Annotated in this window: 13 protein-coding genes; 7 read left to right on the plus strand and 6 right to left on the minus strand. The window is 65.2% G+C overall.

Annotation, left to right across the window (positions count from 1 at the left end; translation table 11 throughout):
• The first annotated feature begins 16 nt into the window (after nucleotides 1-16).
• Nucleotides 17-2,524, plus strand: a complete 2,508-nt coding sequence (locus DYZ14_RS20355) for a ligase-associated DNA damage response DEXH box helicase (protein ID WP_232365619.1) — start codon at nucleotides 17-19, stop codon at nucleotides 2,522-2,524.
• A gap of 284 nt (nucleotides 2,525-2,808) precedes the next feature.
• Nucleotides 2,809-3,531: a ligase-associated DNA damage response endonuclease PdeM gene (gene pdeM / locus DYZ14_RS20360; protein ID WP_154722386.1), complete on the plus strand. Its 723-nt coding sequence runs from the start codon at nucleotides 2,809-2,811 to the stop codon at nucleotides 3,529-3,531.
• Between the two features lie 63 nt (nucleotides 3,532-3,594).
• Here the strand turns inward: pdeM and DYZ14_RS20365 are convergent, their stop codons facing one another.
• Together DYZ14_RS20365 and DYZ14_RS20370 are read right to left on the minus strand one after the other, a co-directional pair.
• The gene (locus DYZ14_RS20365; RefSeq protein ID WP_154722387.1) at nucleotides 3,595-4,032 is read right to left on the minus strand and encodes a universal stress protein; all 438 of its coding nucleotides are present in this window, start codon (nucleotides 4,030-4,032) and stop codon (nucleotides 3,595-3,597) included.
• A 100-nt stretch (nucleotides 4,033-4,132) separates the two neighbouring features.
• Nucleotides 4,133-4,693: a dihydrofolate reductase family protein gene (locus tag DYZ14_RS20370; protein ID WP_154722388.1), complete on the minus strand. Its 561-nt coding sequence runs from the start codon at nucleotides 4,691-4,693 to the stop codon at nucleotides 4,133-4,135.
• A 100-nt stretch (nucleotides 4,694-4,793) separates the two neighbouring features.
• Here DYZ14_RS20370 and DYZ14_RS20375 point away from each other — a divergent pair, with 100 nt between their 5' ends.
• Nucleotides 4,794-5,303: a winged helix-turn-helix transcriptional regulator gene (locus tag DYZ14_RS20375; protein ID WP_154722389.1), complete on the plus strand. Its 510-nt coding sequence runs from the start codon at nucleotides 4,794-4,796 to the stop codon at nucleotides 5,301-5,303.
• Here DYZ14_RS20375 and DYZ14_RS20380 read toward each other — a convergent pair.
• The 3 genes from DYZ14_RS20380 to DYZ14_RS20390 all read right to left on the minus strand — a co-directional run bounded on the left by DYZ14_RS20380 (nucleotide 5,300) and on the right by DYZ14_RS20390 (nucleotide 11,007).
• Nucleotides 5,300-6,103 (minus strand): TIGR02186 family protein, encoded by an 804-nt coding sequence (locus DYZ14_RS20380; protein ID WP_154722390.1) that lies wholly within the window; start codon nucleotides 6,101-6,103, stop codon nucleotides 5,300-5,302. The genes DYZ14_RS20375 and DYZ14_RS20380 overlap by 4 nt on opposite strands.
• 2 nt (nucleotides 6,104-6,105) lie before the next feature.
• On the minus strand, nucleotides 6,106-7,023 hold the full coding sequence (locus DYZ14_RS20385) for a sulfite exporter TauE/SafE family protein (protein ID WP_154722391.1): 918 nt from the start codon (nucleotides 7,021-7,023) through the stop codon (nucleotides 6,106-6,108).
• Nucleotides 7,024-7,233: 210 nt separating this feature from the next.
• A complete protein-coding gene (locus DYZ14_RS20390) occupies nucleotides 7,234-11,007 on the minus strand; it encodes an SEL1-like repeat protein (RefSeq protein ID WP_154722392.1) in 3,774 nt (1,257 codons plus the stop codon).
• A 57-nt stretch (nucleotides 11,008-11,064) separates the two neighbouring features.
• Between DYZ14_RS20390 and DYZ14_RS20395 the strand changes: the two genes are divergently transcribed.
• The 4 genes from DYZ14_RS20395 (at nucleotide 11,065) to DYZ14_RS20410 (ending at nucleotide 17,004) form a co-directional block, all read left to right on the plus strand.
• The gene (locus DYZ14_RS20395) at nucleotides 11,065-11,241 is read left to right on the plus strand and encodes a hypothetical protein (RefSeq protein ID WP_154722393.1); all 177 of its coding nucleotides are present in this window, start codon (nucleotides 11,065-11,067) and stop codon (nucleotides 11,239-11,241) included.
• Between the two features lie 202 nt (nucleotides 11,242-11,443).
• A complete protein-coding gene (locus DYZ14_RS20400; RefSeq protein WP_154722394.1) occupies nucleotides 11,444-13,237 on the plus strand; it encodes an acyl-CoA dehydrogenase C-terminal domain-containing protein in 1,794 nt (597 codons plus the stop codon).
• A gap of 166 nt (nucleotides 13,238-13,403) precedes the next feature.
• Nucleotides 13,404-14,612, plus strand: a complete 1,209-nt coding sequence (locus tag DYZ14_RS20405) for an acetyl-CoA C-acetyltransferase (protein WP_154722395.1) — start codon at nucleotides 13,404-13,406, stop codon at nucleotides 14,610-14,612.
• 175 nt (nucleotides 14,613-14,787) lie between these two features.
• Nucleotides 14,788-17,004, plus strand: a complete 2,217-nt coding sequence (locus DYZ14_RS20410; RefSeq protein WP_154722396.1) for an FAD-dependent oxidoreductase — start codon at nucleotides 14,788-14,790, stop codon at nucleotides 17,002-17,004.
• Nucleotides 17,005-17,238: 234 nt separating this feature from the next.
• On the opposite strand, the gene DYZ14_RS20415 is transcribed toward DYZ14_RS20410, so the two are convergent.
• Nucleotides 17,239-17,748, minus strand: coding sequence for a GNAT family N-acetyltransferase (locus DYZ14_RS20415; protein WP_232365620.1), 510 nt, complete (start codon nucleotides 17,746-17,748; stop codon nucleotides 17,239-17,241).
• Nucleotides 17,749-17,914: the final 166 nt, after the last annotated feature.

A 17,914-nucleotide genomic window follows, 5' to 3' on the forward strand; every position in this document is an offset into this window, starting at 1 on the left:
GCTGACATCTGATTCCATCAAGCCGGGGGAGGCTGCAATCCCGCTTCCCAAGCCCTTCCTCCGCTGGTTCGCGGAAAAGGGCTGGCAGCCGCGTGCCCATCAGCTGGAACTGCTCGCCCGCGCCCGCGCCGGCGAGAGCCTGCTGCTGATCGCCCCAACCGGCGCCGGCAAGACGCTCGCCGGCTTCCTGCCGTCGCTGACCGAACTTGCCGAGCGCCGCCGCCCGGCCCCGGGCACGCCGTTTACCGGCATCCACACGCTCTACATCTCGCCCTTGAAGGCGCTCGCCGTCGACATCGAGCGCAACCTGATGAAGCCCGTCACCGAGATGGGCCTGCCGATCTCGATCGAAAACCGCACCGGCGACACGCCGAGCGGAAAGCGCCAGCGCCAGAAGCTCAACCCGCCCGATATCCTGCTCACCACGCCGGAACAGCTGGCGCTCCTGATCTCCGCCAATGATGCCGAGCGCTTCTTCAAGGATCTGCGCTATGTGATCTTCGACGAACTGCATTCGCTCGTCACCTCGAAGCGCGGTCATCTGCTGTCGCTCGGCCTGGCACGGCTGCGGAGGCTCGCGCCGTCTCTGAGCACCATCGGCCTCTCGGCCACCGTCGCTTCACCGCTCGACCTGCAGCGCTGGCTGGTCGCCCAGGTGCCCGAGGGCGAGCGCCATGCCGGGCTGATCACGGTCGAGGGCGGCGCGAAGCCGAACATCACCATCCTGACGACCGAGGAGCGCATCCCGTGGTCGGGCCATTCCGCCCGCTATGCCATGCCGGAACTCTATGCGGTGCTGAAGGACTTCCGCACAGCGCTGATCTTCGTCAACACCCGTTCCCAGGCGGAAATGCTGTTCCAGGAACTCTGGACGATCAACGACGACAACCTGCCGATCGCGCTTCATCACGGCTCGCTCGACGTCGCTCAGCGCCGCAAGGTCGAAGCCGCCATGGCCGACAACAAATTGCGGGCCGTTGTCGCCACCTCGACGCTCGATCTCGGCATCGACTGGGGCGATGTCGATCTTGTCGTTCATGTCGGCGCGCCGAAGGGCGCATCGCGCCTTGCCCAGCGCATCGGCCGCGCCAACCACCGCATGGACGAGCCGAGCCGGGCGATCCTGGTTCCGGCCAACCGCTTCGAGGTCATGGAGTGCCAGGCCGCCCTCGATGCCAACTATCTCGGCGCCCAGGACACGCCGCCGGTCGGCGAGGGCTCGCTCGATGTGCTCGCCCAGCATGTGCTCGGCATGGCCTGCGCCGCCCCCTTTCTCGCCGACGAACTCTATGCCGAGGTGGTGAGTGCCTCGCCCTATGCAGCGCTGCCGCGCCAGACTTTCGACCGCATCGTCGATTTCGTCGCCACCGGCGGCTATGCGCTGAAGACCTATGAACGCTATGCCCGCATTAGGCTGACGAAAGACGGCCGCTGGCGCGTCTCCAATCCGCAGGTCATTCAGCAATATCGCCTGAACCTCGGCACCATCGTCGAGGCGCCGATGCTCAATGTGCGCCTCGTCAAGCGCAACCATCTGGGCTCGCTCGGCCGCGGCGGCATGATGCTCGGCAAGGTCGAGGAATATTTCTTCGAGCAGCTGAGCCCCGGCGACACTTTCCTCTTTTCCGGCAAGGTGCTGCGCTTCGAGGCCCTGCGCGACAATGAGTGCCTCGTCTCCAATGCCTTCTCGCTGGACCCCAAGATCCCGGCCTATAACGGCGGCAAGTTCCCGCTCTCGACCTATCTCGCAGAGCAGGTGCGCGCCATGCTGGACGATCCGGAGCGTCGCAGGGGCCTGCCCGATCAGGTGCGCGACTGGCTGGAGATCCAGCGCGAAAAATCGGTCCTGCCGAAGCGCGGCGAACTGCTGATCGAGACCTTTCCGCGTGGCAACCGCTTCTTCCTCGTCGCCTATCCCTTCGAGGGCCGCCTTGCCCACCAGACGCTCGGCATGCTGCTCACCCGCCGGCTGGAACGTCTGGGCGCCAAGCCCCTCGGCTTCGTCGCCACCGACTATTCGCTCGGCATCTGGGGGCTGGAAGACATGGGCACGATGATCGCCTCGGGGCGCCTGGCGCTCGCCGACCTGTTCGACGAGGACATGCTGGGCGACGACCTCGAGGCCTGGCTTGCCGAATCCTGGATGCTGAAGCGCACCTTCCGCACCTGTGCGGTGATTGCCGGCCTGATCGAGAAGCGCCATCCGGGCAAGGAAAAGAGCGGCCGCCAGGTGACGGTCTCCGCCGATCTCATCTACGACGTGCTGCGCAGCCATGAGCCGGATCACATCCTGATGCAGGCAACGCGACAGGATGCCGCCGCCGGTCTTCTCGATATTGCCAGGCTCGCCGATATGCTAAAGAGAATCAAAGGCCACATCACCCACAAGCGGCTGGAGCACATCTCGCCGCTGGCCGTGCCGGTGATGCTGGAGATCGGCCGCGAATCGGTCGCCGGCGGCGAGGCCCACGAACACCTGCTGGCCGAAGCCGCCGACGACCTGATCGCCGAGGCCATGGGGTAGGGTTGATGCGGCTGCGTGTGGGGGAAGACCCCTCCCCAACCCCTCCCCACAAGGGGGAGGGGCTTGATTCGCGGCAATGCGGGGGCAGTCGCCCGCCGGCCTCTTCGGCAAGAGGCCGGGCTTTGACGGTCGATGGGGCCCGCCGCGAGAGCCGACCTCGACCCTCTTCTCCCCATCGGGGAGAAGGTGGCGCGCAGCGCCGGATGAGGGGGGCGAAGCAACGGCGGACCGCTCTCGCCCTCGTTGGGATGACACATAACCGCCCAAGCGGCCGGGAACACGGAATGACCAGTTTGACAGCACGACGCCTTGCCGCCGACGAGACGCCACCCCCGGTGGAGATCGCGTTTCACGGCGTGAGCGCCGTCTGCGATCCCTCCGGCGCGCTCTATCTTCCCGATCTGTCCATGCTGGTCGTCTCCGACCTGCACCTCGAAAAGGGCGCCGCCTTCGCCCGGCGCGGCCAGCTCCTGCCGCCCTATGACACGCTCGCGACGTTGAAGATCCTCGAAGGGGTGATCCTTCGCCACGATCCGAAGATCGTCGTCAGCCTCGGCGACAATTTCCACGATCCGGTCGGCTCGGCGCTGATGCCCGAGGCCTATCGCCAGCGCATCGCGCTGATGGCAGCCGGCCGCGAATGGATCTGGATCAACGGCAATCACGATCCGGACGGCGCGTCCAACCTGCCCGGCATCTCGGTCGACGAACTCGCCTATGGCGGGCTGACCTTCCGCCACGAGCCGAGCCTTGCCGCGGCCAAAGGCGAAGTCGCCGGCCATCTGCATCCTTGCGCCACCGTGCGGCGCCGCGAAAAATCAGTGCGCCGTCCCTGCTTCGCCAGCGACGGCATACGACTTATGATGCCGGCCTTCGGCGTGCTCACCGGCGGCCTCGACCTCCGCCACAAGGCCTTCACCGGCCTCTTCGACCGCACCGCCCTCATCGCCCACCTGCTCGGCCGCGACCGGGTCTATTCGGTGCGTTTCGCCAACCTCATCGGCTAGATTAATCCCCGGCCGGGGCTGGTCAGAGCCCGAGCCGCCAATTTCCCCGCGCCGACCCCGCCGTCACCGATAGACCAGCACCGGGATCTTCGAATGCGTCAGCACTTTCATCGTGACGCTGCCGAGAACCAGGGCGCTGACGCCGCGGCGTCCATGCGAGGCCATGGCGATCAGGTCGCAATTGTTTTCGACCGCCGTGTCGATGATGCACTGATAAGGTTCGCCGCTGACGGCATGGACCGCGTCGCAGGCGACTCCCATCGAACCGGCCTTTTCCTTCAGGGCGGCCAGATGCTTCTCGGCTTCGGCCTTGGCGTGCTCTTCATAGGTGCTGCGCGTCCCGGCAAGCTGTTCGGCATCGGCCGAGAGGATGTGGAACGGTTCGATCACTGTCAGCAGGGTAACCTTCGCGCCGATCTCCTTCGCGAAGGAAAGGCTGTTCTCCACGGCCGCCGTCGATAGCGGCGACCCGTCCGTAGGCACGAGCATGTGTTTGTACATGGCAATGTCCTCCCAGGCGGAAAATTATACACCTCAATCGCTCCGGGCGCATGCGCTTTGATCGATCGCCATGCGCGCACCGTTCGCGCCAAGGGCGCCGTCAACTCGCCGGCGCCGGCGCGTAGCGCAAGACCACACCGCCGGTCTTCAGCGGTCGGGCCTCCAGCAGCGTGAACACCATCGGGGTCTCGGCCGGCTTGAAATGCGGATTGCCGCCGCCGAGCACGACCGGCACCAGGCAGATCCGCATCTCGTCGATCAGTCCCGCCTTCAGCAGGCTGTCCGCCATTTCGGCGCTGCCGAAGACGAAGATGTCCTTTCCCGGCTGCGCCTTCAGCGTGGCGAGTTCGCCGACGATGTCGCGAACGACGCGGGTGTTGTTCCAGTCGGCATGCGCCAGCGTCCGCGATGCGACGATCTTGGCGATCGAGTTCATATACTCCTTGATCTCGAGTTCTTCGGTGGCGTCGACCCAATGCGCCGCCATGCCCTCGTAGGTTTTACGGCCAAAGACAAGCAGGTCGGCCTGTCGGCAGATCTCCAGCGAATAGGCTCTCAGTTCCTCGCCCCAGGCGAGCTGGTGATAGGTGAGGTCCCAGGGGGATTTTCCCTCGAAATAGCCGTCGAGGGTCATCAGGTTCCAGATGATCAGTTTGCGCATGCTGTCCTCCCGTGCAAATGTTCAAAACCGCTTTCAATATGCAATCGGTTGTCTTTTAACTCAACTGATGGCAGATCGCAACTGGTCGACAGGAGATGCCATGTCCGAATCCCACCGTTCCGGATGCCCGATCAATCTGACGCTCGAAATTCTCGGCGATCGCTGGAGCCTGATCGTCATCCGTGACGTGATGTTCGGCAACCGCCGCCATTTCCGCGAGCTCTTGCAGAATTCCGAGGAGGGGGTCGCCTCCAACATTCTCGCCGACCGCCTGAAGAAGCTGGTCGACAAGGGACTGCTCAGCCGTGCCGACGATCCCAGCCACAAGCAGAAGGGCATCTACAGCCTCACCGAAATGTCGATCGATCTCGTGCCGCTGTTTGCCGAGATGGGCGCCTGGGGCCGGAAATATCTGGACGTGTCGGAGGACCTGGCGATCCGCGCCGAACTTTTGGAAAAGGGCGGGCGAGACCTCTGGCGGGATTTCATGGCCGAACTCCGGGCGCTTCATCTCGGCACGCCCATGCCCGCTGACACGCCTTCGGCGCTGGCCCGGCTGACGGCGGCCTATCTCGACGTCAAGGCGAGGATGGAAAAGGCTGTCTCTTAGTCCCGCCGGAAGATCAGGCTCGCGCCCCAGCCGGTGATCAGCGCCAGCAGCACGGACAGCAGGCCATAGGTCAGCGGGTTCTCGTGCGCCGCCCGCGAGATCGAATCTTCGAGGCCGGTCTTGATCACCCTGAGGTGCAGTTCCCGCTCGGCAATGAATTCGCCCGTCTTGAACAGGTAGGCATGGACGATATGGACGCCGTCGGGAATGCTGGCGGGCAGCCTCAGCGTCGCCTTGAACAGGCTGGAGCTGACGAAGCGGACGCCCGCGTCTTCCCCCTGATACAGGCCGCCGGTCTGCTTGATGCGGCGGAAGGCCTCGCGAAAATCCTTGAGATTGGCCGAGCTGCTGAGGTAGCCGGTCGGCGTCAGCGCCATGTAGTCGATGCCGATGCCCAGATCGGTCAGGGTCTGCGGCTTGGTGATCTCCGACAGGGCCCGCGTGCTCGCCAGCGAATAGGAGGTCGGCATGTGCTCGAAGGTCATCGAGGTCCGGTTGACCCAGATGCCGAACACCCGGTCCTTGCGGCGTACCGTGGTATCGTCGCGCGGCCCCTCCAGCGTCACGATCACATCATACTGGCCGATGGCGAGCAGCAGCGTGTCGCTATTGGTGACCGAACCGAAGATCGTGAGATCGGCGCCGCGAAAATCCGAGGTGATGGCGATCTCGCTGGTGGAGGTGCCGATGTCGAGGCCCTCCTTGCCGGTCATGTCGGTGGCGAGCGGCACCTGCGCGGCGGCCACACCGCCATATAGCAGCAGTGCCAGGGTCGGGAGCGCGAAAAGGAGCCGGCGCATCGTCAGCCTCCGATCGCGATCGAGTAGAGGTCGTCCGGCGTCAGCACCAGTTCGACGGCAAGCCTGAGGCCGACGGCCAGGACCAGCAGGCCGAGCAGCGCGCGCAGCTGCTCCCCGCGCAGCTTCTGGCCGACCCGAACCCCGTATTGCGCCCCGATCACCCCGGCCACCATCAGGATGAAGGCCAGCACGATGTCGACGGAATAATTGGTCGCTGCCTGCACCACTGTGGTGTAGGCGGTGGTGAAGATGATCTGGAACAGCGAGGTCCCGACCACGACATTGGTCGGGATGCGCAGGAGATAGATCATCGCCGGCACCATGATGAAGCCGCCGCCGACGCCCATGACCGAGGTGAGGATACCGATGGCGAAGCCCAGCGCGATGATCGGCAGGACGCTGAGGTAGATCTTCGACTTCTTGAAGCGCATCTTGAACGGCAGGCGATGCACCCAGTTGTGCTGGCCCGGCCGCTTCAGGCTGACCGGTTCGTTCCGCGCCGCGCGCCGCATGGCGTTCAGGCTCTCCATCAGCATCAGAGCGCCGACCGCTCCGAGGAAGACCACGTAGAGCAGCGAGATGACGAGGTCGAGCTGGCCCTGCCGGCGGAGCCAGGAGAAGATGAAGACGCCGAGCGAGGCCCCCACCAGGCCGCCCACAAGCAGCACCAGGCCGAGCTTGACGTCGAGCGTGCCGCGGCGGAAATGCGTGATCGCGCCGGAGACCGACGAGGCGACCACCTGGTTGGCGCCGGTCGCGACCGCGACCACCGGTGGGATATTGTAGAAGATCAGGAGCGGCGTGATGAGAAACCCGCCGCCGACGCCGAACATGCCGGACAGAAAACCGACGGCCGCACCCATCCCGAGAATGATGAAGATGTTGACCGAAAGTTCTGCGATCGGCAGGTAGATCGTCACGCTTAGACCTCAAATGCGCCGGCCCGCGGGAGCGGGTTCAAGAGGGGGTCAAGTCGGGGATGCCGCCTGTGTTCGGCAGAAAGCGAAACAGGCTCAAGTCCTTGATCGGACTTGACCTATGTCAGTTCTTTCTTGCGCCCGCAGGCAGGGCGAGTCAATTCGTGTGCCTGCCATACGCCGGCTTTTTTCCATTTTTATGACGCATCGCCCTTATTTGTTGCGCGCCAGGAGTTCGTTCACCAGTTTGTCGCTCACCTGGCCGGTCGGCTCCTGGCCGATCGAGGTCTGGAAGGCCTTGATGGCGGAGACCGTCTTGGCTCCCATCACGCCGTCCGGCGTGCCGGATTCGAAACCGTTCTTGTTGAGGATCGCCTGAATGTTGCGGATCGCCTTCTTCATGTCGACGCTGGCGGTCTTCAGGCCCTTGCCGACCCATTCGTCCGGCACATTGGCCGAATTGGCGTTGACGTCGAGCGGCTTGGCCTTCCACAGGTCGACCGTTGCGCGCGCCCGCTCCAATTGGTCCGGCTTCATCGCATTGGCCACTTCGTCGCGCTTCTGCGCTGCATCCTTGTCGCCCTCCTTGGCCACCAGCGCGAACCACTTGTAGGAGGCTTCGAGGTCCTGCGGCACGCCATTGCCGCGGGCATAGAGGATCGCCAGGTTGAACTGGCTGTCGGAAACGCCGAGATCGGCGGCCTTGCCGAACCATTCTGCCGCCTTGGCATAGTCCTGCGCCCCGTCGCTGCCGGACGCGTGGAGAACGGCCAGATTGTGCATGGCGCTCGCATTGCCCGCGGCAGCCGCCTGCTCGTAGAGCAACTTCGCCGCGGCGATGTCACGCGGCACGCCCGTGCCCTTCTCGTAAAGGTTGGCAAGCCGGTACTGGGCGGGGGCGAAACCCCGGTCGGCCGAAAGCTTGTACCATTTGGCCGCTTCGGCGAGATCGCCGGGGACGCCCCGACCGTCGGTGTAGCGCGCGCCGATTTCAAACAGCGCCAGCGGATCGCCCTGCTTGGCGGCAAGCGAGAGCGATGGCGGCGTGATTTCCGCTGGAACGGTGATCTCGGCGGCCTGGGTCTGCGCCTGGGGCTGTTCCGGAGCGGGTTGGGCGGCAGTCGTCGTGTCCAAGGTTGCAGCGGCGGGGGCAGTACCCGGTGCCGCGGCAAACCCGTCGACCTGGACCTCGCCTTCGCCGGCGGGCATCAGCGGATCGGGATTGCTCTCGCCGAGCGGCGCGCCTTCGACCAGCGCCGCGCTGGCCTGGGACGGCGCCTCGGGCGTGAGCGACGGTTCGCCGATCTCCGGCTCCGCGGCGGTTTCGAGCGCCTCGGCCGATGCAGGTGCGGCGGCGGCCTGCGGCAGTGTCTGCGCATCGTCGGCGGACGGCGCAAGGCTGCTTTCCTCTGCCGTCGGAGCCTCGATCGCGGCCGGCGGCGCCTCGCCGCGCGTCAGCGTGTTGATGAGCGGCATCGCCATGGCGGCGAGCAGGATCGCACCGACGGCCAGCATGATCGGCCGGCGGTAGCGGGCCAGGCTGGAGAGCTTTTCACCCGTGTTGGCCGGAGCGGCGGTGATGCTCCTCGGCGTGCTTTCCATCTCCATGGCCGCGGCCTGGGCGGCGCGGCGCGCGGCGGCGATATAGTCGGCGCGGTCCGCATCGGCCTCGGGGCTCCCCTTGGCCCCCTGACTGGTCTGGCTGGCCCGCACGCGTTCCAGGATCTTGCGCACGTCGGGCGCGCCGGAACCCGGCTCCAGCAGTTCGTTCGCCTCTTCCGGCGGCAGCACCTCGACCGGGTCGATCGACGGGGCCTGATCGATGTGGCGGCGTCCGGATGCGGTTGCCTCCTCCTTCTTCTGTCCCGGCAGCAGGCGCTTGCCGAGACCGGCGAGCAGGCCGGGTTTCTCGGCCTTCCTTTCGCCGCGCGGACCATCGGAGATCGGTGTTTCGCCAATCAGCAGCGTATCGACTTGCTCACGCTCAAGCGCATGGCCGTTGACCGTCTGCGGTGCAGCGGCGGATGGCGCCATCGCCGCGGCGGGCTGGATGGCAGCAGCCTCGGCCGGGTGCGCAGCCGCGGGAGAAGCCGCCGATGGCGCGGCTGCGGCTGCGGGGTGCTCGGGGCCTTCGCCCATCTGGTCGAGCCGGGTGGCGATCTGCACCAGCGTGTCGTGCAGGGCCTCGAAGGTCCGGTGGGTTCGCTCCTCGGAATTACGGCTGTAGTCCTGCAATTCGCGCAGGTGCTCCGACAAGGCGGAGAGCGCCGCGACATCGGTCGTGCCGCCGCGCTCCGCCGGCATTTGGCGGGCATAGCTTTCCATCACGGTTTCGGCGGCCTGGCGCGCCGCCTCGATGATGTATTCGTCGCTGGTCGCCATATAGTCTTCGAGCGCCGAGATCCGGCCGGCGAAGGGGCTGGCCGTATCGGACCCGGCGGCGGGGCTGCTGATCAGCGCCGAAAGATGGGCGATCTGCTCTTCAAGGCCGCGCAGGCCGGCATTGTCACCAGCCGGTGTCGCGCTGGTCTCCTCCAGCCGGTCGACGACGGCATTGAGGCGCTCCTCGAAGTGGCGAAGCACGCTGTCGTCGATCCGTGCCGGGGTCGGTTCCGCAACGTCAATTTCTTCGATGCGACGCGCAAGAATGTCGAGACGGTCGGCCAGCCGGTCGTTGATCGCCCCGTGGTCGAGGGCGTCGATCTTGCGCGAGATATCGGCCAGATAGCCCGTCAGTTCCGGCTGCGGCATCGGCGTCTGTGCCCGCTCCAGAAGCTGCGACAGGTGGTCGAGTCGCTCCTCGAGCCGGTTGGCGGCCTGTTCGGCGGTCAGTTCCTCGATGCGTGCGGCAAGCGTTTCGATCCGGTTGGCGAGCTCGCCGGCGACATCCGTCTCCGGCTGCGGGTTATGGGCGAGAATCTCGATCTGCCGGGCGAGACCGGCGATCCGGTCCTCGATGCGCTGGAAGGTGGAGTTGTCGGGATTGGCGCTGGCGCCGCGCGTGCCTGCGGCAATCGCCCGGGTGATCTCGTCGAGGCGCATGTCGATGCCGGCAAACTGCTCCTGCATCATCCGCTCGCTCGGATCGATATGGGCGCCGATATGTTCGAGCGCCGCGGCGAGCGTGACGAGTTTGTCCTCGAGCGCATGGATGGCGCGATTGTCGCCCATCTTGCCGAGATGGGCCTTGATGTCGTCGAGCCGTTCGGCCAGGCGCACGAGTTCGTCGCGCAACGCTGCGGGATCGATGTCCTCCAGGCGCTCCTCGATCTGCTCCCAGCGGCTTTCCATGTGGCGCACGGAATCCTCGCGAGCCAGCCCGTCCATCAGCGAGCGCAGGTCCTCGAATTCGGCGCGCAGGCCGTCGGCGCCAGGCGCCTTGACCTGGCCCAGATGATGAATGCTCTCGGCCAGGCGAGCGATGTCCTCGCGCATGTCGGCCGATGGACGCTGCTCTTCGGCGATCTGCCGGATACCGCGCATTTCGTTGCGCAGGCCGCTGATCTCGCGCGCCAGGCCCTCGGAAATGTCCTGTTTCAGCTCCTGGCGCAGCCCCAGCAGGGCCTGGGTGATTTCGCGGGTGATGGCGTCCGCCGGATAGGCGGCCGGTGCCTGGGCGGCAACGGCACGGGGCTGCGTCATGGCCGCAGCCGGGTCGATGCGCTCGGCCATGCGCTCGCTACGGGCAGGCGCAGCGAGGCGATCGGTGGAGCGATCGGCGGGACGAAAGCGGCTTTCCTCGAGCATGCGCTGGCGCTTGCGGATTTCGGCCAGCGGATCGGGTCGATGGTCTGGCTCGGACCGCGAGAGCCGATCCTCGACCCGTTCGCGCACACCCTCGCGGCGTGGCTCTTCCGTCGGGCGCGGGCGCGCCGTGGTTCCCATCAGGCCCTCGATGCGTGCTTCCAGCCCTTCGATCGTGCGGTTCAACGCATCGAGCGATGACGCGCCGCCTTGGCGGGAAGGAGTAGATCGCGATCCGTTCATGGTCTTGCTCGCTTCGGTTCAGGTCGTCCCGCACATGGGCCCTGCGGAGTGTCGGACGTGGCGATGGTCGCTTCCTTCCGGCGTGTCCCGGAAGGGCTGCGCGGCATCGACGTCGACCGGTTGTCCGGGTGGCGGCGCGACGCAGTGCGGATCATCACCTTTCACCCGCAACAATTCACGAAACGTGGTAAACAACCCGTTAACCGGCCTGAAAAAACTTTTAACGATTGCTGACTATCTTCGTCGCAAGGAGCCGTCGGGCTGGCGACCGGGGAGCCGTCGGGGCAGGCGGCGGGGAAGCGGTTGGTCGATCGAGCGGACACCAAAAAATCGACGTGACGGCAAATATTGACGTTTACGCAAACGTCAATATTTTATATATAGCCTGAAGCCACCCGGACCCCGTCCGGTATCCAGTCTCGGAGGAAGATGATTCATGCCCGTCTACAAGGCCCCGGTAAACGACACCCTATTCATTCTGAACGACGTGCTCGGTCTCGAACGCTACCACAACCTGCCCGGTTTCGAGGATGCGACGCCCGACATGATCGAGGCCATTGTCGGCGAGGCCGCGAAGCTGGCCGAAGGACAGCTCTTCCCGCTCAATCTCTCCGGCGACCAGGAAGGCTGCAAGCGCCACGACGATGGAAGCGTGACGGTGCCGAAGGGCTTCAAGGAGGCCTATGACGCCTATTGTCAGGGCGGCTGGATCGGTCTCGCCGTGCCGCAGGAATTCGGCGGCCAGGGCCTGCCGTACACGCTGCACGCCGCCGTCGGCGAATACATGTCGTCCGCCAACATGGCGCTGATGATGTATCCGGGCCTGACCCAGGGCGCGATCGCCGCCATCCTCGTGCATGGTTCCGACGCGCAGAAGCAGGCCTACCTGCCGAAGATGGTCGAGGGCACATGGTCCGGCACCATGAACCTCACCGAACCCCATTGCGGCACCGATCTCGGCCTGCTGCGCACCAAGGCCGTTCCGCAGGGAGACGGCTCCTACAAGATTTCCGGCCAGAAGATCTTCATCTCCGCCGGCGAACACGGCATGACCGACAACATCATCCATCTGGTGATCGCCCGCATCGAGGGCGCCCCGGAAGGTACCAAGGGCATCTCGCTCTTCATCGTGCCGAAGTTCATGGTGGGCGAAGACGGTTCGGTCGGCGCGCGCAATTCCGTTTCCTGCGGCGCGATCGAGCACAAGATGGGCATTCACGGCAACTCGACCTGCGTGATGAACTATGACGAGGCGACCGGCTATCTGCTCGGCGCCGAGAACAAGGGCCTTGCCGCCATGTTCGTCATGATGAACGAGGCCCGCCTCGGCGTCGGTCTCCAGGGCCTGTCGATCGCCGAAGTCGCCTACCAGAACGCCGTCAACTATGCGCGCGAGCGCATCCAGGGCCGCTCGCTGTCGGGCGTCAAGGCGCCGGACAAGAAGGCCGACCCGATCATCGTCCACCCGGACATCCGCCGCGCGCTTCTGACCATCAAGTCCTTCACCGAAGCCGGCCGCGCCTTCACGCTCTGGACCGCGCTGAAGTCCGACATCGCCCACCGTTCGGGTGACGCGACCGAAAAGCAGACGGCCGACGACCTGCTCGGCCTCGCCACCCCGATCCTGAAAGGCGTCCTGACCGACAAGGGCTTCGATCATGCCGTCATGGCCCAGCAGGTCTTCGGCGGCCACGGCTATATCGAAGAACATGGCATGAGCCAGTATGTCCGCGATGCCCGCATCGCGATGATCTACGAGGGCGCCAACGGCATCCAGGCGCTCGACCTCGTCGGCCGCAAGCTCGGCGCCAATGGCGGCCGCGCCGTCATGGCCATGTTCAAGGAAATCGGCGATTTCTGCGAAGAAAACCGCAATGACGAAAACCTCGCCTTCTTCACCAAGTCGCTGAAGAAGGGCCTGAACGACCTGCAGGCCTCGACCATGTGGTTCATGCAGAACGCCATGGCCAAGCCCGACAATGCCGGCGCCGGCTCGACCGACTACATGCACCTCTTCGGCCTCGTCACCCTCGGCTACATGTGGGCGAAAATGGCCAAGGCCGCCAACGAAAACCTGGCCGCCGGCACCGGCGATGCCGACTATTTCAAGAACAAGCTTCTGACCGGCCGCTTCTTCATGGAGAAGATCATGCCGGAAACCGCGCTGCGCAAGATCCGCATCGAGGCCGGCGCCGACAGCGTCATGGAAATGGCGGCAGAAGCGTTCTGATCCTCCCCTTCTCCCCACCGGGGAGAAGGTGGCCCGGTAGGGCCGGATGAGGGGGCGCTTGCGCATCCGGCCCCCTCATCGCCTCGCATTCGCTCGGCACTTCTCCCCGCTGGGGAGAAGAGGGACAAGGAAATTTCGGCGCCCGCGCGCCCCAAGGGAGAGAATCATGACTGAAGCCTTCATCTACGACCACGTGCGCACCCCCCGCGGGCGCGGCAAGAAGGACGGATCGCTGCACGAAGTGCCGACCCCGCGCCTTGCCGCCAAGACGCTCGAGGCGCTGCGCGACCGCAACGGTCTCGACACCTCGACCGTCGACGACATCATCTTCGGCTGCGTCGATCCGGTCATGGAAGCCGGCGCCGTCATCCCCAAGGCCGCCGCCTTCGAGGCCGGTTATGCCTTCTCCGCCCCCGGCATCCAGATCTCCCGCTTCTGCGCCTCCGGCCTCGACGCGATCAACCTTGCCGCCGGTAAGATCCAGGCCGGTTCCGACGACATCGTCATCGCCGGCGGCGTGGAAAGCATGTCGCGCATCGGCATGGGCATGGCGGGCGGCTCCTGGTACATGGACCCTTCCGTCAACTTCCCCGGCTATTTCATGCCGCAGGGCGTCTCCGCCGACCTGATCGCCACCAAATACGGCTTCAGCCGTGACGACGTCGACGCCTATGCCGTCGAGAGCCAGAAGCGCTCCGCCGCCTCCTGGGAAAAGGGCCATTTCGCCAAGTCGGTCATCCCGGTGAAGGACCAGAACGGCCTTGTCATCCTCGACCGCGACGAGCACATGCGCCCGACCACCGACATGCAATCGCTGGCCGGCCTCAATCCCTCCTTCCAGATGCCGGGCGAGATGGGCGGCTTCGAAGCCGTCGCCATCCAGGCCCATCCGGAAATCGAGAAGGTAACTTATGTCCACCATGCCGGCAATTCGTCGGGCATCGTCGACGGCGCGGCTGCCGTTCTCGTCGGCTCCAGGGCCGGTGGTGAGGCGATGGGCCTGAAGCCGCGCGCCCGCATCCGTTCCTTCACCAATATTGGCTCGGATCCGGCCCTGATGCTCACCGGCCCGGTCGACGTCACCGAGAAGCTTCTCGCCCGCACCGGCATGAAGATTTCCGACATCGACCTGTTCGAACTGAACGAGGCCTTTGCCGCCGTCGTCCTGCGCTTCATGCAGCATTTCAACGTCAGCCACGACGTGATGAACGTCGCCGGCGGCGCGATCGCCATGGGCCATCCGCTTGGCGCCACCGGCGCCATGATCCTCGGCACCGTGCTCGACGAACTGGAGCGGCGCGACCTCAACACCGCGCTCGTCACGCTCTGCATCGGCGCCGGCATGGGTACGGCGACGATCATCGAACGGGTTTGATGGGGCACCCCCTCATCCGCCTGCCGGCACCTTCTCCCCGCTGGGGAGAAGGGCAACTGCCGCAGCGCCTCCGCTCCCCCTCTCCCCTCGGGGAGAGGGTGGCCGAGCGAAGCGGAGGCCGGGTGAGGGGGCTGCTCTGCACAACACTGAATTTCAAGGGAAGAGGAATCCCATCATGAGCACCTACAAGAACTTCACCATCGAGACCGACGCCGACGGCATTGCGCTGGTCACCTGGAACATGCCCGACAAGTCGATGAACGTCTTCACCGTCGAGGTGATGGACGAGATCGAGAAGATCGTGGACGAAACCGTCGCCGACGCCGCCGTCAAGGGTGTGGTCTTCACCTCGGGCAAGTCGACCTTCTCCGGCGGCGCCGACCTCACCATGATCAAGGGCATGTTCGCCATGCTCGAGGAAGAAAAGGCTAACAACCCGGACAGCGCCGTCAAGAAGCTGTTCGACGCCGCCGGCCGCATGTCCTGGCTGTGGCGCAAGGTCGAGACCAACGGCAAGCCCTGGGTCGCCGCGATCAACGGCACCTGCATGGGCGGCGCCTTCGAGCTGGCGCTCGCCTGCCACGGCCGCGTCGCCTCCAATGCCAAGTCGGTGAAGCTGGCGCTGCCGGAAGTCAAGGTCGGCATCTTCCCCGGCGCCGGCGGCACGCAGCGCGTCGCCCGCCTCGCCGGCACGCAGGACGCCCTGCAGATGATGACCACCGGCCAGTCGCTCACCGCCTCGCGCGCCAAGGCGATGAACCTCGTCCACCAGGTGGTCGAGCCCGACCAGCTGATCCCGGCCGCCAAACAGATGATCAAGGACGGGTTGAAGCCCGTCGCGCCCTGGGACGAGAAGGGCTTCAAGGTTCCCGGCGGCGGCATCTGGACGCCGGCTGCCGCCCAGCTCTGGCCGGCCGCATCCGCCATCCTGCGCCGCGAGACCGCCGGCAACTATCCGGCCGCCCTCGCCATCCTGAAGAGCGTCTATGAGGGCCTGCAGCTGCCCTTCGATACCGCGCTCAAGGTCGAGCAGCGCTATTTCACTGAGATCGTCCAGACCACCGAAGCCTTCTCGATGATCCGCTCGCTGTTCGTCTCGATGCAGGAGCTCGGCAAGGGCGCCCGCCGCCCGGCCGGTGTGCCGAAGTCCGAATTCAACAAGGTCGGCGTCGTCGGCGCCGGCTTCATGGGCGCATCGATCGCCTATGTGACGGCTGCCGCCGGCATCCCGGTCACCCTGATCGATCGTGACATCGAAGCCGCGACCAAGGGCAAGACCCATTCCGAGGGCCTGGTCGCCGGCGCCGTCGGCAAGGGCAAGATGTCGAAGGAAGACGGCGAAAAGCTGCTCTCCCTCATCACCCCGTCCGCCGACTATGCCTCGCTCTCGGATGCCGACCTCGTCGTCGAGGCCGTGTTCGAGGACCGCGACGTGAAGAAGTCCGTCATCGAGGCGGTCGAAGCCGTGCTCCCCGAGGGCTCGATCTTCGCCTCCAACACCTCGACCCTGCCGATCACCGGGCTTGCGAAGAACTCGAAGCGCCCGGCCCAGTTCATCGGCGTGCATTTCTTCTCGCCCGTCGAGAAGATGATGCTGACGGAAGTGATCCTCGGCAAGGAAACCGGCGACAAGGCGCTCGCCGTCGCACTCGACTACGTCGCGGCCATCAAGAAGACCCCGATCGTCGTCAACGACACCCGCGGCTTCTACGTCAACCGCTGCGTCTTCCGCTACATCCACGAAGCCTATGACATGCTGATCGAGGGCGTGCCGCCGATCATGATCGAGAATGCCGCCAAGTTCGCCGGCATGCCGGTCGGCCCGCTGTCGCTCAACGACGAGGTGGCGATCGATCTGTCCCAGAAGATCCTCAAGGCCTCGATCGCCGATCTGGGTGAAGCCTCGGTCGAGCCGAAGCACATGGCGCTGATCAACAAGATGGTCGACGACCTCGACCGCCGCGGCCGCAAGAACGGCAAGGGCTTCTACGAATATCCGGCGAAGCCCGCCAAGAAGTTCCTCTGGCCGGGCCTGAAGGACATGTTCGCCCAGAAGAAGGCCGACGAGGTCGATGTCGAAGTGCTCAAGCAGCGCCTGCTCGTCACCATCGCGCTGGAGGCCGCCCGCACCATGGAAGAGGGCATCGTCACCGACCCGCGCGAAGCCGATGTCGGCTCCATCCTCGGCTTCGGCTTTGCCCCCTACACCGGCGGCACGCTCTCCTACATCGACGGCATGGGGGTGAAGACCTTCGTGGCACTCTGCGAAAAGCTCGCCGCGGAATACGGCGACCACTTCCAGCCGACCCCGCTCCTCAAGGACATGGCCGCCAAGGGCGAAACCTTCTACGGCCGGTTCAACCCCTACGGCGAAAGCGCCAAAGCAGCGTGACGCCGCTTCCTTCTCCCCGCCTGCGGGGAGAAGGTGCCCGAAGGGCGGATGAGGGGCCAGGCACCAACGCGTCCGTGAGACACATCATCCGGCATCTGGCCCAAGGCCAGATGCCGGTTTCTTTTTAATCTGAGGCGCTACGTCTCGCTCGACTTCCTCTTCTCCCCCACGGGGAGAAGGTGCCCGAAGGGCGGATGAGGGGGCCGCACGCGCGGAGTTCCCCCGGTCACGCCCTCACAACACCCGCTCGAACATCACCACCGGCTTGTCCTGATAGGTGCTGCGGGCAAACTCCGTCATCCCCATCTTCGCCGCGATCCGCAACGAAGGCCCGTTCTCCGGCGCGATGATGCAGGTCGCTCTCTTCCCAGCAAATTTCTCGGCCCCCCAGTCAAACAGCCCCTTCGCGGCCTCGCTGGCATAGCCGAGCCCCTGCGCTTGCGGATGGATCGTCCACCCGGCCTCCATCGACCCTGTCAGCGAAGGCGAAATCTCGCGCCTGAGATCCTGAAACCCGATCTGCCCGACAAACCGCTTCGTCTCGCGCTCCTCGATGGAGAAATAACCGAACCCCAGATAGTGCCATCCGCCGGCCTGCCGCAGAAAGCGCGTCCACATCTGCTCGACCGTGAACGAGCCGGAACTCATGTGAACCAGAATATCCGGATGCGACCACATCGCGACGTAGGCTTCAAAGTCGCCAAGTTCGGGCTGGCGCAGCCGCAGGCGAGGGGTGGTGATCATCAAGTGCGGCCTCCGTCAAAACTGCCTGCCCATGCCGCACCTGCTTACACATTCCTGATCCCCCGCGTCACTAGACCTGTATCGTCATCCTCAGGCTTGGCGCGAAAATCTGGCCTTGCGACGGAACCATGCCGTTCAATTCAACACCAAAAGAATCCTCCCCACC

Origin of the sequence: Ciceribacter sp. T2.26MG-112.2, assembly GCF_900492205.1 — a bacterium.
Lineage (GTDB): Bacteria > Pseudomonadota > Alphaproteobacteria > Rhizobiales > Rhizobiaceae > Allorhizobium > Allorhizobium naphthalenivorans_A.

Excerpts from the sequence above, each read along its gene's own strand:
- pdeM (WP_154722386.1), top strand. The coding sequence starts at position 2,809 with ATGACCAGTTTGACAGCACGACGCCTTGCCGCCGACGAGACGCCACCC.
- DYZ14_RS20365 (WP_154722387.1), bottom strand. The coding sequence starts at position 4,032 with ATGTACAAACACATGCTCGTGCCTACGGACGGGTCGCCGCTATCGACG.
- DYZ14_RS20370 (WP_154722388.1), bottom strand. The coding sequence starts at position 4,693 with ATGCGCAAACTGATCATCTGGAACCTGATGACCCTCGACGGCTATTTC.
- DYZ14_RS20375 (WP_154722389.1), top strand. The coding sequence starts at position 4,794 with ATGTCCGAATCCCACCGTTCCGGATGCCCGATCAATCTGACGCTCGAA.
- DYZ14_RS20380 (WP_154722390.1), bottom strand. The coding sequence starts at position 6,103 with ATGCGCCGGCTCCTTTTCGCGCTCCCGACCCTGGCACTGCTGCTATAT.
- DYZ14_RS20390 (WP_154722392.1), bottom strand. The coding sequence starts at position 11,007 with ATGAACGGATCGCGATCTACTCCTTCCCGCCAAGGCGGCGCGTCATCG.
- DYZ14_RS20400 (WP_154722394.1), top strand. The coding sequence starts at position 11,444 with ATGCCCGTCTACAAGGCCCCGGTAAACGACACCCTATTCATTCTGAAC.
- DYZ14_RS20405 (WP_154722395.1), top strand. The coding sequence starts at position 13,404 with ATGACTGAAGCCTTCATCTACGACCACGTGCGCACCCCCCGCGGGCGC.
- DYZ14_RS20410 (WP_154722396.1), top strand. The coding sequence starts at position 14,788 with ATGAGCACCTACAAGAACTTCACCATCGAGACCGACGCCGACGGCATT.
- DYZ14_RS20415 (WP_232365620.1), bottom strand. The coding sequence starts at position 17,748 with ATGATCACCACCCCTCGCCTGCGGCTGCGCCAGCCCGAACTTGGCGAC.